Raw genomic sequence first — 12815 nt, forward strand, 5'->3', positions numbered from 1 at the left:
AAGCGATTGAACGCCCAGGCCCTTCGAATATCAACCGTGTCGTGCGGCTATCAGAACACCACGGTTTTATTGCCATGCACCAGCACCCGGTCTTCCAGGTGATAACGCAGGCCGCGGGCCAGCACCATCTTCTCGACGTCACGACCGAAACGCACCATGTCTTCAATGCTGTCGCTGTGGCTGACGCGTACCACGTCCTGCTCAATGATCGGGCCGGCATCCAGCTCTTCGGTCACATAATGGCAGGTCGCGCCGATCAGCTTCACACCACGCATCGATGCCTGGTGGTACGGCTTGGCGCCAACGAACGACGGCAGGAAGCTGTGGTGAATGTTGATGACTTTGTGTGCGTACTCGCGGCACAACTCCGGCGGCAGAATCTGCATGTAACGGGCAAGTACCACGACTTCGGCATCGTGCTGTTTGACCAGGCGCGATACTTCGGCGAATGCCGGTTGTTTGTCCTGCGGATTGACCGGGACGTGGTAGTACGGAATACCGTGCCACTCCACCATGCTGCGCAAGTCATCATGGTTGGAAATCACACAGGAAATTTCGCAGTCCAGTTCATCGCTGTGCCAGCGGTGCAGCAAGTCCGCCAGGCAGTGCGACTCGCGGCTGGCCATCAGGACTACGCGCTTTTTCTGCTCGGTATCCGTGATGCGCCAGTCCATCGAGAACTCTTCGGCGATCGGGGCAAAGGCTTCGCGCAACGCGTCGATACCAAAGGGCAGCGAGTCGGCACGAATTTCGTGACGCATGAAGAACCAGCCACTGAGATTGTCCGAGTGATGGCTCGCTTCAGTGATCCAGCCGTTGTGTGATGCCAGAAAGTTACTGACTTTGGCAACGATGCCGACACGGTCCGGGCAAGAAATCACCAGGCGAAAAGTGCGCATGAGGGGGAAACTCCAGAACTTCGCAAAGGCCGCCATTCTAACGATTGCGCAGCAAAACTGCAGTATCGATGACGCCTGCCCTGCCAGAAGGCAGGTGCAATGGGGTGAGCATCACCCTGGCTCAAACACGCAGGCGCTCTTGTGACATCTCTCAATTGTTATTTTTTGTATTTTTGTGTGAGGGCTGGATGACACTATTAATTGCATTAGCCGTGTGCAAAAAATCCCTACAACTAAAGTAAATAAACTTGGTTTAAATGTTTACTTGATGAAACACCCTGACTATTATTGCCGCACTGTCACCCTGCCATCCAGCGTACACATAAGGTAGTCACCATGTCCTTGATCAACGAATATCGCGCCACCGAAGAAGCTATCAAAGAGCTGCAAGCCCGTTTGAAGAATCTGTCCCAAGACGACAAACTGCAAACCGAGCTGGAATTCGAAGGCAAACTGCGCACCCTGATGGGCGAATACTCCAAGTCCCTGCGTGACATCATCGCGCTGTTGGATCCAGAGTCCAAAACCAAAGCACCACGTGGCGCTGCCGTCAAAACGACTGGCACCAAGCGTGCTCGCAAAGTTAAACAATACAAAAACCCGCACAACGGCGAAGTCATCGAAACCAAAGGTGGCAACCACAAAACTCTGAAAGAGTGGAAAGCCAAGTGGGGCGGTGACGTGGTTGAAGGCTGGGCTACCCTGCTGGGCTAAGCCACAGAGCTTGTCGCAGATGGATCCGTGACAAAAAAGAACGCCAGCTAATGCTGGCGTTTTTTTATGGGCAAAACTCAACACCTGACATGTTCGATTTCAAAGATTCAAACGTTTGCGTAATGCCTGAACATAATCCTGCCACTCATTCAATACCTTCTGCTGAAGCGGCAGAGCAGTAACACTCAACTGGGCCGCTGCCTCTACAAAACTTTCCAGGGTATTTGGCGCCCCCCACTCCGGGTCTGACAAACGTTTCTGACAGAACATTCGCCAACGCTCTTGCTCTTCGATACTCAGCGTGTCGGGAAAGTTACGGGCGCGATATCGAAACAATAATTCCGGCAAACGTTCATCATCGAAAGGCCACGGTTCTTGCGCTAATTGTGCTGGGTCGACGCTTCTGACTTGCTCGCACAGACGCCGATCCCGATCACCAATAAAGCCATCGTATAACTGTTGCTCCGGATCCTGACTCTGGGCGAAATCTTCCTTGGCATAAGTCGCCAGCACTTTATCCCGCCAAACTTCCTGCGCGTCACTTAGCCGCAGTGCGCGCTGCTGATAAAGCGGCATGTCCAGCCCCAGACGTTGCTGATCTTCAGGGCGAAGTACCGCCAACGGTGCAACCACCGGACATTTGTTGATGTGGATAAGTTTGAGCGGTACCGGCAATTCACCCTCGGCCAGGTCATCACGCCGTGTATACAAACGTTGACGCAAGGCCTCGGCATCCAGATCGAGCAAGCCTTGAGGATCAAGGTGCAGGTCGCAGACGATCAGGGCGTTCTTGTTACGAGGATGCCAGGCCAAAGGCAATACGACGCCCACGTAATTGCGCGCCGCCGAAAATCGCCCGGAGACATGCACCATCGGTTGCAGCAGGCGAATCTGGTCCATGACTTTCTGTTTGCTGCGCAACTGAAACAGCCAGTCATACAACTTGGGCTGTTTTTCCCGAATCAGGCGCGCCAGGGCAATCGTCGCGCGAACGTCCGACAGCGCTTCGTGGGCATGGCCATGATCAATGCCGTTGGCAGCGGTCAGGCGTTCAAGCTTGAGGGTTATGCGCCCCTCGTCATCCGTCGGCCAGACGATGCCATCCGGACGCAGGGCGTAAGCGGCACGAACGACGTCGATCAGGTCCCAGCGGCTGTTGCCGCCCTGCCACTCACGGGCGTAGGGGTCGAAGAAGTTTCGGTACAGGCTGTAGCGGGTCATCTCGTCGTCGAAACGCAAGGTGTTGTAACCCGCCCCGCAGGTGCCCGGCGCCGCGAGCTGGGCATGAACACGCGTCATGAAATCGGCTTCGCTCAAACCGTGCTCGGCCAGTTGTGTCGGAGTAATTCCGGTGATTGCACAAGCGGCCGGGTGCGGCAGGATGTCTTCACTGGGTTGGCAATAGAGGTTGACCGGTTCGTCTATTTCATTGAGATCGAAATCGGTACGCAGCCCGGCCATCTGCAACGGGCGGTCGCAGCGGGGATTGATGCCAGTGGTTTCGTAGTCGTACCAGAAGATGGAGGTCACAGGCGATTCCTGAACTGAAGATCGGCGAAGTCTAGGCGTTCATGTCCCGCCCCGGCCAGTAGTCTTGTCATTCAAGCAGAGGGGGCCGCTTGATGTGCAATACATAGTTATGTCTTTTTTCCCGGCGAGACTGCTAGCATCGGATAGACATCGAATCCCGATCCAGGCCACATCATCAGGATGCCCATGCTCGAGACCACAGCACTGCCAAGGAATGCGACGCTGTCACCGCCACTGGATACGCGGCACCAGGTCGAAACGCCCGAGGGCATCGACTTGCCACTGCACCCGGCCGGGCTGATGGTGCGTGCCCTCGCATTCGCCATCGATCTTGGCTTGCGCGGTTTGATTATGGGCCTGCTGTTCATCGTCCTGGCGATGCTCGGCAAACTGGGGGCCGGCCTGAGTTCGATCCTGCTGTTTGTCGTCAGCTGGTGGTACATGGTGCTGTTCGAAGTGCTCAATCAGGGCCGCTCGCCAGGCAAGCAATGGATGGGATTGCGTGTTGTACAGGACGATGGCACGCCCATAGGCTGGTCCGCTTCGCTGCTGCGCAACCTGTTGCGGTTTATCGACCTGCTGCCATTCGGTTACTTCCTCGGCGCCATCAGTTGCCTGCAACACCCCAACTTCAAGCGCCTCGGCGACATTGCCGCCGGCACACTGGTGATTTACCGCGACCGGCCACTCACCCGCCCCGAGCTGCCCGAGGCCCTGCCCAGTCGACCGCCATTCGCCCTGACACTCGCCGAACAGCGCGCCATTCTCGGGTTTGCCGAACGCCAGGGGGAACTCTCTCGAGCGCGAGCCCATGAACTGGCATCCATCCTCGCCCAACCTTTGCAGATTCCCGCCCCACGAGCGGTCGAAGCGCTCAACGGCATCGCCCGCGGCTTGTTGGGGCCGGCATGAAGCAACGTCTATTCGAGAACCGGCACAAAGCCGAATGGGCGCAGTTTTCCCTTCATCTGGAACGCCTGGAACAGGACCGCACAACCCAGGACCTCGACAGTTTCCCGAGTGACTACCGACGCCTTTGCAATCACTTGGCGATCGCCAGGGAACGTGGCTATAGCAGTTTTCTGGTGGATTCGTTACAGCAACAGGTGCTGCGCGGCCATCAACAACTGTATCGCCATCGCAGCCAGTTGGGCGCCAATGTTGTGGCATTCATCCTCGCAGACTTCCCGCGACTGGTGCGTGAACAGTGGCGCTTCGTACTGGCTGCCAGCCTGATGTTTTTCGGCAGCCTGTTCGGGTTCGCGCTGCTGGTATACGGGTTTCCAGAGCTGATCTATAACCTGATCCCCGCCCCGCAAGTCAGCGAAATGCAAAGCATGTACGACCCCGCCGCTGGTCACCTCGGGCGCACGGCGGACCGTGCCTCCAGTGAAAACTGGATGATGTTCGGCTACTACATCATGCACAACATCGGCATCGCTTTTCAGACCTTCGCCAGCGGACTGCTGCTGGGGCTGGGCAGTGTGTTTTACCTGATCTTCAACGGCTTGATGATCGGCGCAGTCGCCGGACACCTGACTTATATTGGTTACGGGCAAACCTTTTGGCCATTCGTGATCGGTCACGGCGCTTTTGAACTCACCGCCATCGCCCTGGCCGGTGCCGCAGGCCTGCAACTGGGTTGGGCACTGATCGCACCGGGGCGCCTTCCTCGTGCGCAGGCCTTGCAGCTGGCGGCGCGCAAAAGCGTCCTGCTGATTTGCGGGGTCATGCTGTTTTTGCTGATTGCCGCATTCATCGAGGCCTATTGGTCATCAATGACCAGCCCTACGGCCATGACCAAGTATCTGGTCGGTGCCGCGCTGTGGTTGCTGGTGCTGACCTACCTGCTGTTTGCCGGACGCCAACGTCATGCGCCTGAGTGACGCCACCGTGGTCATCCGCCCCCGCACCACCTGGGAAGCCATGGACCTCGGCGTCCTCCTGAGCCAGCGTCACCGGCGCTTGTTGATGACCAGTTGGGCGATCGTGACCTTGCCGGTTTTCGCGCTGCTGAGCTGGGGGCTGTGGGATTCCCCGACCCTTGCCGTCTTCATGTTCTGGTGGCTGAAACCGGCATTCGAACGCCTGCCGCTGTACATCCTGTCCAGCGCCATGTTCGGCGAAACACCCACGCTGAAACAGGTGCTGCTCCAATGGCCGCGGTTGCTCAGGCCACAATTGATCGCCAGTTTGACCTGGCGCCGTTTGAGCCTGACCCGCAGCTTTGTGATGCCGGTGTTGCAACTTGAAGGTCTGGACGGGAAGCTGCGCCAACAACGATTACAAGTGCTGTTGCAGAGCGACGCCGGTGCCGCGCGATGGCTGACGATCATCGGTGCCCATCTGGAAGGCGCCTTATGGATTGGCTTGATGGTGCTGTTTTATCTGCTCCTGCCACAACAGGTCGCGATTGACTGGAGCTGGCAGTCGCTGATCGGCGCGATGACCCGGGACTGGCGTTGGCTGGAACACCTGACCAACGTTTTCTACGTGGGGGTGCTGATCGTCTGGGAACCGGTTTATGTCGCCTGCGGCTTCAGCCTGTACCTGAACCGACGCACCGTGCTCGAAGCCTGGGATATCGAACTGGTGTTCCGTCGCCTGCGCCAACGTGTCGTCAGTGCAAGTGGCGTGTTGTTACTGGCGGTGTTCCTGCTGCTGCCGACAGCGCAGACGGTGTGGGCCGCCGAACCGGACGCTTCCCCCAACAGCCCGCGCTTGCTGGATCAGCCCCTCACCAGCCAGGCGTCCAGGGACAGTATCAAGGCCCTGCTCGATCAACCGCCCTTCAAGAACAAGGAAGCGGTGACACGCTACCGATTTGGCGAGGGCAAACCGGACGTCAAAACCCCGGACGACGACAAAACACCGGCATGGCTGAAGGCCCTGTTCAGACTGTTTGACGGCCAGCGTTTCGGTTCGGTGGCAGCGGTCATTGAAGTCGTCCTGTGGGGAGTGGTCATCAGCGGCCTCGTTGTGTTGATCTGGCACTATCGCGACTGGCTGCAAGCGTTCGTCAGCCGCCGTCCGACGCGGAAACAAAAGCTCCCCCGACCTTTGCCGCAGCAGGCGTTCGGTCTGGACCTCAAACCCGAATCCTTGCCCGACGATGTTGCCGCCAGTGCCGAACACCTCTGGCAATCCAATCCACGCGAGGCCCTCGGGTTGCTTTACCGCGCCTTGCTCAGTCGCTTGCTGCATGATTTCAACATGACGCTGAAAGCCGCCGACACCGAAGGTCAGGTGCTCAAACGCGTTGAACAGCTGCAACAACCGGCCCTGCTGACCTTCAGCCAAACCCTGACCGGGCACTGGCAAAACATGGCCTACGGTCATCGCCTGCCACCGGCCCAAGCGCAACAGGAACTGTGTGAAGCCTGGCGCGGCTTGTTCGGACCGAGAGCCGCCCATTGAACCGGCGCGGGTGGCTGGCGATCGGTGCGATCAGCCTCGCTCTGGTCGGAGCGTTGGCTGCTTATCTGTACTTCAAGGCCATGCCCTATCAGATAGAAATCGATCACGGCCCGTCCCCCGAAGCTCAAGCCAATCCTTACCTGGCAGCAGAACACTTCCTGCGCAAGCAGGGCCTGACCGTCAATCACGCCAATGGCCTCGACTTCCTGCCGACCCTGGAGCCGCATCAGCACAGCCTGCTGGTGCTCGGGGAGCGCGACAACATGACACCACGTCAGATTGATCAACTGATGAACTGGGCCCAGGCCGGTGGCCGACTGTTGTTCGTCGCCCAATCGCTATGGGATGAGAAGCTGCAACAGAGCGATGACCTGCTGCTCGACCGGGTTCAAGTGCACCAGTCGCTGAGCAAAGACCTCAAAGACCCGCCGCCCGATCTCGACAAAGAGCCTTACCCCTTTCTGACCAAACTTTACCTGGAAGACGAAGACGCACCGGCCTACGCCGGTTTCGACACCGCGTTCCATCTTGAAGACCCGAACAACCTCGCCCAGTCCTGGGCCAACAGTGGCAAAGCCACGCACATGATGCAGCTCGATCACGGGCTCGGTTCAGTCATCGTGGTCACCGACGCCGACCTGTGGAAAACTCCGGCCATCGACCGATACGACAACGCCTGGCTGCTTTGGTACCTGACCGCAGACACACACGTGACGCTGGTGTTCAACACCGATCACGACAGCCTGCCCCTCTTGCTGATGCGCTACTTCCCGCAGGCGCTGGTGGCATTGCTCGCGCTGGTCGGTCTGGGTTTCTGGCACTTCGGTGTGCGTCAGGGGCCACTGCTGGAACCGGCACCGAAGGCACGTCGGCAACTTCAGGAACACCTGCGCGCCAGTGCCGATTTCATCCTGCGCCGCAACGGACAGGCCAGCCTGATGCAGGCTTTGCAAAAAGACATCCTGCGCCGCGTGCGCCGTCGCCACCCAGGTTTTGAACAACTCGGCGTTGCCGAGCAATGGCGGGTGCTTGCACGCCTGACCGGCCAACCCACACACGCTATCAGCCAGGCCATGACCCCGAGCCCGAAACAACGACTTTCCAGCGTTGAATTCAGCCGCCAGGTCGCCCACCTGCAAATCTTGAGGAACGCCTTATGAGTGAAGCGATCGAGCCCAATCTACCGAGCCATGCCGCTCAACAACGCCAGCGCGCCAGCCAGTTGGCCCAGGCGTTGCGCCAGGAATTGCAAAAAGCCCTGATCGGTCAGGACACGGTGATCGACGACGTCCTCACCGCGCTGATTGCTGGCGGCCACGTGTTGCTTGAAGGTGTGCCCGGGCTGGGCAAGACCTTGTTGGTACGCGCCCTCGCCCGCTGCTTCGGCGGTGAATTCGCGCGCATCCAGTTCACCCCGGACCTGATGCCCAGCGACGTCACCGGTCATGCGGTGTACGACTTGCAGACCGAGCAGTTCAAGCTGCGCAAAGGCCCGATTTTCACCAACCTGCTGCTGGCCGACGAAATCAACCGCGCCCCGGCGAAAACCCAGGCCGCGCTGCTCGAAGCCATGCAGGAACGCCAGGTCACCCTCGAAGGTCGCGCCCTGCCCATCGCGCAACCGTTCATGGTGCTCGCCACGCAAAACCCGATCGAACAGGAAGGCACTTATCCACTCCCGGAAGCCGAACTGGACCGCTTCATGCTCAAGGTGCGCATGGACTACCCCGACGCCGAACAAGAGCTGAACATGGTGCGCCAGGTCAGCCGTTCGACCCGGGCCGACATGCTCGATGTGCAACCGTTGCGCACGCTGCTGCAAGCCAAGGATGTGCTGGCCCTGCAACGCATCGCCAGCGATTTGCCGCTGGACGATCAGGTATTGGATTACGCCGTGCGCCTGGCCCGTTCCACCCGCAGTTGGCCAGGCTTGATCCTCGGCGCCGGACCGCGCGCCTCCATCGCTTTGGTGCGTTGCGCCCGGGCGCGGGCGTTGCTGCGCGGTGGCGATTTCGTGATTCCGGATGACATCAAGGGCTGCGCCCTCGCCGTGTTACGCCATCGCGTTCGCGTTGCACCGGAGCTGGATATCGAAGGGCTGGACGTCGACCAGGTGCTCCAGCAATTGCTTGATCAAGTGCCGGCGCCGCGCCAGTGAAACCCTCACGGCTGATGCTGAGCTGGCTGGTGATCCTGCTCGCCTGTGGCATTGTGCTGGGCACCTTGCGGGCACTGGAATTCGCGGTGTCGCCGAACCTCAGTGCGATCAACTGGGGGTTGTTGCTGGCGTTGCTGGCCCTGGCCATTCTCGACGCGGTGCGTTTGAAGCGCCTGCCCTCACCCCGACTGAAACGCCAACTGCCCGGCAGCCTCGCGCTGGGTCGCTGGAGCGATGTCCACCTGACGCTCGAGCATGATTATTCACGACCACTGAACGTACAGATTTTTGATCATGTGCCCCAGGGCCTGAACTTCGAAAACCTGCCCTTGAAAGTCGAACTGCAACCCGGCCAGCACAGCAACATGGCTTATCGGCTACGACCGCTCAAGCGCGGTCACTTTGGTTTTGAGCGGTGCGAAATCAACCTGCCAAGCCCCTTGGGGTTGTGGACCGACAAACGCTTGCTCGACGCGCCGGACCACACCCGCGTCTACCCCGACTTTGCCCGCCTTTATGGCGGTCAACTGCTGGCTGTGGATAACTGGCTCAGCCAGCTCGGCGTGCGCCAAAAACAACGTCGCGGCCTGGGCCTGGAGTTCCATCAACTCAGGGAATTCCGTGAAGGCGACAGCCTGCGCCAGATCGACTGGAAAGCCACCGCCCGCCAACGCACGCCGATTGCCCGGGAGTATCAGGACGAGCGTGATCAGCAGATTGTCTTCATGCTCGACTGCGGCCGGCACATGCGCAGTCAGGACGGAGAACTGGCGCATTTTGACCATGCACTCAATGCCTGTTTACTACTGAGTTACGTGGCGCTGCGCCAAGGCGATGCGGTGGGCTTGAGCACCTTTGCCAGCGAGCGACCGCATTACCTCGCACCGGTCAAAGGCGTTGCGCAGCTCAACGTCCTGCTCAACAGCGTCTACGACCTCGACAGCACCCAGCGCCCCGCGGATTACCAGGCTGCCGCCAATCAATTGCTGACCCGACAAAAACGCCGGGCACTGGTGATGCTGGTCACCAATCTGCGAGACGAAGACGACGAGCAACTGCTGGTCGCCGTCAAACGCCTGAGCCAACAGCATCAGGTAGTGGTGGCCAGCCTGCGGGAAGATTTGCTCGACAGTCTGAGACATCGGCCGGTGCAGACCTTGTCCGAGGCACTGGATTACTGCGGCACGGTGGATTACCTGAATGCGCGTGCAGAACTCCATGAGCGGTTGCGTGCCCATGGCGTATGGGTACTGGAAGCGCGACCTGCTGAGCTGGGTGCGGATTTGGTGACTCAGTACCTGGCCTGGAAGAAGGCCGGAAGCTGACGATGCCCCCGGCGCAGGCTCGGTTGATATCAGGCCGAAGCTGGCAACGACTGAAAACTGAAATACTGCTTCAACGCCTCGACCAGTTGCCCATATTCCGGCGGCGCCCGTTGCAGGCAAAATCCGGCGTCATAGTGGTGAGGTGTTGCGTCTTCATGGCACCACAGGCAACACGCCCGCAGGTCGATAACTTGCGGGCTGCCCTCACTGACGGGGATCTTGAGGCGCAAAATGAATTCGGCGCCGATCATCATCGGCAGCTGACTGATCAACATCAACCCGTCTTCGGACACATTGCCCAGATAGCCAATGGGCTTGTCCGTGTGGCTGTTGAAGACTCTCAAAAAGTACGGCAGTTGGTGCCGCTCGATTCGGCGGTCGGTAAACATGTGGACATTCACTATGCCAGGCTCTTAAGCAGAGCCGCACTACTGCTTCGGAACGGGACTGCCTTAAATAAGTGCCCGCTCTCCCCGCTCCCGGTGCGCCAGTTCTCGGAGTGCTGTGTCTTGCCAATGCCGGTTGCAGGTGTTGCCCCGGATTGGAGACCAGGCTCCAAACCGGTTTATTCGACTATAGCTCACCACCGCCGGTGAGCCAGTCATTGAATGACAGCCGCCATCAGAACTGCGTCGGGCGTACCGCCGCTGCCGCACTGCGCAACGGGTAGTGCCCCAGGCTTTGCAGGGTTTCCAGACGGGCGCGGGCGCGGTAGGCGTATTCGCTCTGGGGATACGAGGCGATGATGAACTGATACGTCTGCGCCGCATCGACGAACATCTTCTGCCGTTCCAGGCACAGGCCGCGCATCATCGATGCTTCGGGCCACACATAAGGTCGCGCCCGGCTTTCGCGCTCGACCTTGGACAGTTCAAGCATGACTTGCTCGCAATTGCCCCGGTCATAGGCTTTGTAGGCATTGTTCAAGTGATGGTTCATCGACCAACGGGTGCAGCCCGTGACGCTGAGGACGCTGATGGCAAGGGCGGCAATGAGCACGAATCGCATGGGGGATCTCCTGTCTTGAACGCTGTATCGACCCGCGGACGAAAATCTTCAACCCTCAGACACCACAGACCACTGTAGGAGCAAGCTTGCTCGCGATGGAGGTTAACGATAATGCGTATTTACTGAAGAAACGCATCGCACTTGAGTTCATCGCGAGCAGGCTCGCGCCTACAGAGATCGGGGCAACATCTGGTTTTTCATTAAAACCAAACTCTTCCTGAAAAGTAGTGCACACGAACAATGACTACACATTCGGAGCATAGTAGCCTCACTCAGCGCTTGAACTCAGGAGTCTTTGCATGTCCGTCCGTCGTACCAAAATCGTCGCTACCCTTGGCCCGGCCAGTAACTCGCCGGAAGTTCTCGAACAGCTGATTCTGGCTGGCCTGGACGTCGCCCGCCTGAACTTTTCCCACGGCACCCCGGACGAGCACAAGGCTCGCGCCAAGCTGGTGCGTGACCTCGCGGCCAAGCACGGTCGCTTCGTCGCCCTGCTGGGTGACCTGCAAGGCCCGAAAATCCGTATCGCCAAATTTGCCAACAAGAAGATCGAGCTGAAGATCGGTGATCAATTCACCTTCTCCACCAGCCATCCTCTGACCGAAGGCAACCAGCAAGTGGTCGGTATCGACTACCCGGACCTGGTAAAGGACTGCGGCGTCGGCGACGAGCTGCTGCTCGACGACGGTCGCGTGGTCATGCGCGTCGACACCGCTACCGCCACCGAACTGCATTGCACCGTGACCATCGGCGGCCCGCTGTCGGACCATAAAGGCATCAACCGTCGCGGTGGCGGCCTGACCGCACCAGCCCTGACTGAAAAAGACAAGGCCGACATCAAGCTCGCGGCGGAAATGGAAGTCGACTACCTCGCGGTCTCTTTCCCGCGTGACGCTGCCGACATGGAATACGCCCGCCAACTGCGCGACGAGGCCGGCGGCACCGCTTGGCTGGTGGCGAAGATCGAACGTGCCGAAGCCGTGGCCGATGACGAAACCCTCGACGGTCTGATCAAGGCGTCCGACGCGGTGATGGTTGCCCGTGGTGACCTGGGCGTGGAAATCGGTGACGCCGAGCTGGTGGGCATTCAGAAGAAAATCATTCTGCACGCACGCCGCCACAACAAGGCTGTGATCGTTGCGACCCAGATGATGGAGTCGATGATCCAGAACCCGATGCCGACCCGCGCCGAAGTGTCCGACGTGGCCAACGCCGTGCTCGACTACACCGACGCCGTGATGCTCTCGGCCGAAAGTGCTGCCGGTCTGTACCCGCTGGAAGCCGTTCAGGCCATGGCGCGTATCTGCGTCGGTGCCGAAAAGCACCCGACCAGCAAGACCTCCAGCCACCGCATCGGCAAAGAGTTCGAGCGTTGCGATGAAAGCATTGCGCTGGCGACCATGTACACCGCCAACCACTTCCCGGGCGTGAAAGCGATCATCGCACTGACTGAAAGCGGTTACACCCCGCTGATCATGTCGCGTATCCGTTCCTCGGTGCCGATCTACGCGTTCACCCCGCACCGCGAAGCCCAGGCCCGCGCGGCGATGTTCCGTGGCGTGTACACCATCCCGTTCGACCCGGCTTCGCTGGCACCGAACGAAGTCAGCCAGAAGGCGATCGACGAGCTGGTCAAGCGCGGCGTCGTGGAGAAAGGCGACTGGGTCATCCTGACCAAGGGCGACAGCTACCACGCCACCGGCGGCACCAACGGCATGAAGATCCTGCACGTTGGCGACCCGATGGTCTGATTGACCGGTCGCT

12 protein-coding genes are annotated in these 12815 nt (G+C 59.4%); 8 read left to right on the plus strand and 4 right to left on the minus strand.

The window, feature by feature from the left end; genetic code table 11:
- Positions 1 to 50: 50 nt before the first annotated feature.
- Complete coding sequence (gene purU / locus QYH43_RS13985; protein ID WP_095057117.1) at positions 51 to 899, minus strand: formyltetrahydrofolate deformylase; 849 nt, start codon at positions 897 to 899, stop codon at positions 51 to 53.
- 336 nt (positions 900 to 1235) lie between these two features.
- Here purU and mvaT point away from each other — a divergent pair, with 336 nt between their 5' ends.
- Positions 1236 to 1613, plus strand: a complete 378-nt coding sequence (gene mvaT, locus QYH43_RS13990; protein ID WP_007986150.1) for a histone-like nucleoid-structuring protein MvaT — start codon at positions 1236 to 1238, stop codon at positions 1611 to 1613.
- A gap of 99 nt (positions 1614 to 1712) precedes the next feature.
- Here mvaT and sbcB read toward each other — a convergent pair whose 3' ends face one another.
- Entirely contained in the window at positions 1713 to 3143 is a 1431-nt protein-coding gene (gene sbcB, locus QYH43_RS13995) for an exodeoxyribonuclease I (RefSeq protein WP_095057116.1), read from the minus strand.
- Between the two features lie 186 nt (positions 3144 to 3329).
- On the opposite strand from sbcB, the gene QYH43_RS14000 reads away from it, so the two are divergent.
- The 6 genes from QYH43_RS14000 to QYH43_RS14025 are packed head-to-tail and all read left to right on the plus strand — an operon-like array spanning position 3330 to position 10043.
- On the plus strand, positions 3330 to 4055 hold the full coding sequence (locus tag QYH43_RS14000) for an RDD family protein (protein WP_301157232.1): 726 nt from the start codon (positions 3330 to 3332) through the stop codon (positions 4053 to 4055).
- The gene (locus tag QYH43_RS14005; RefSeq protein WP_301157233.1) at positions 4052 to 5029 is read left to right on the plus strand and encodes a stage II sporulation protein M; all 978 of its coding nucleotides are present in this window, start codon (positions 4052 to 4054) and stop codon (positions 5027 to 5029) included. The genes QYH43_RS14000 and QYH43_RS14005 overlap by 4 nt, the downstream gene beginning before the upstream one ends.
- Complete coding sequence (locus QYH43_RS14010; protein ID WP_301157234.1) at positions 5016 to 6560, plus strand: DUF4129 domain-containing protein; 1545 nt, start codon at positions 5016 to 5018, stop codon at positions 6558 to 6560. Before QYH43_RS14005 ends, QYH43_RS14010 begins: the two co-directional genes overlap by 14 nt.
- Entirely contained in the window at positions 6557 to 7720 is a 1164-nt protein-coding gene (locus QYH43_RS14015) for a DUF4350 domain-containing protein (RefSeq protein ID WP_301157235.1), read from the plus strand. Before QYH43_RS14010 ends, QYH43_RS14015 begins: the two co-directional genes overlap by 4 nt.
- The gene (locus QYH43_RS14020; protein WP_095057111.1) at positions 7717 to 8718 is read left to right on the plus strand and encodes a MoxR family ATPase; all 1002 of its coding nucleotides are present in this window, start codon (positions 7717 to 7719) and stop codon (positions 8716 to 8718) included. The genes QYH43_RS14015 and QYH43_RS14020 overlap by 4 nt, the downstream gene beginning before the upstream one ends.
- Positions 8715 to 10043, plus strand: a complete 1329-nt coding sequence (locus QYH43_RS14025) for a DUF58 domain-containing protein (protein ID WP_095057110.1) — start codon at positions 8715 to 8717, stop codon at positions 10041 to 10043. Before QYH43_RS14020 ends, QYH43_RS14025 begins: the two co-directional genes overlap by 4 nt.
- Before the next feature lie 29 nt (positions 10044 to 10072).
- Here the strand turns inward: QYH43_RS14025 and QYH43_RS14030 are convergent, their stop codons facing one another.
- Together QYH43_RS14030 and QYH43_RS14035 are read right to left on the minus strand one after the other, a co-directional pair.
- Positions 10073 to 10432 carry a PilZ domain-containing protein gene (locus QYH43_RS14030; RefSeq protein ID WP_095057109.1) on the minus strand — a complete coding sequence of 120 codons (360 nt, stop codon included), beginning with the start codon at positions 10430 to 10432 and terminating at the stop codon, positions 10073 to 10075.
- 232 nt (positions 10433 to 10664) lie between these two features.
- Positions 10665 to 11051, minus strand: a complete 387-nt coding sequence (locus QYH43_RS14035; protein ID WP_095057108.1) for a tol-pal system YbgF family protein — start codon at positions 11049 to 11051, stop codon at positions 10665 to 10667.
- A 299-nt stretch (positions 11052 to 11350) separates the two neighbouring features.
- Between QYH43_RS14035 and pyk the strand changes: the two genes are divergently transcribed.
- The gene (gene pyk, locus QYH43_RS14040) at positions 11351 to 12802 is read left to right on the plus strand and encodes a pyruvate kinase (protein ID WP_095057107.1); all 1452 of its coding nucleotides are present in this window, start codon (positions 11351 to 11353) and stop codon (positions 12800 to 12802) included.
- The last annotated feature ends 13 nt before the right edge of the window (positions 12803 to 12815 follow it).

Origin of the sequence: Pseudomonas sp. C32 (assembly GCF_030417915.1) — a bacterium.
GTDB lineage: Bacteria > Pseudomonadota > Gammaproteobacteria > Pseudomonadales > Pseudomonadaceae > Aquipseudomonas.

Excerpts from the sequence above, each read along its gene's own strand:
- mvaT (WP_007986150.1), top strand. The coding sequence starts at position 1,236 with ATGTCCTTGATCAACGAATATCGCGCCACCGAAGAAGCTATCAAAGAG.
- purU (WP_095057117.1), bottom strand. The coding sequence starts at position 899 with ATGCGCACTTTTCGCCTGGTGATTTCTTGCCCGGACCGTGTCGGCATC.
- QYH43_RS14010 (WP_301157234.1), top strand. The coding sequence starts at position 5,016 with ATGCGCCTGAGTGACGCCACCGTGGTCATCCGCCCCCGCACCACCTGG.
- QYH43_RS14005 (WP_301157233.1), top strand. The coding sequence starts at position 4,052 with ATGAAGCAACGTCTATTCGAGAACCGGCACAAAGCCGAATGGGCGCAG.
- QYH43_RS14035 (WP_095057108.1), bottom strand. The coding sequence starts at position 11,051 with ATGCGATTCGTGCTCATTGCCGCCCTTGCCATCAGCGTCCTCAGCGTC.
- QYH43_RS14020 (WP_095057111.1), top strand. The coding sequence starts at position 7,717 with ATGAGTGAAGCGATCGAGCCCAATCTACCGAGCCATGCCGCTCAACAA.
- QYH43_RS14030 (WP_095057109.1), bottom strand. The coding sequence starts at position 10,432 with ATGTTTACCGACCGCCGAATCGAGCGGCACCAACTGCCGTACTTTTTG.
- pyk (WP_095057107.1), top strand. The coding sequence starts at position 11,351 with ATGTCCGTCCGTCGTACCAAAATCGTCGCTACCCTTGGCCCGGCCAGT.
- QYH43_RS14000 (WP_301157232.1), top strand. The coding sequence starts at position 3,330 with ATGCTCGAGACCACAGCACTGCCAAGGAATGCGACGCTGTCACCGCCA.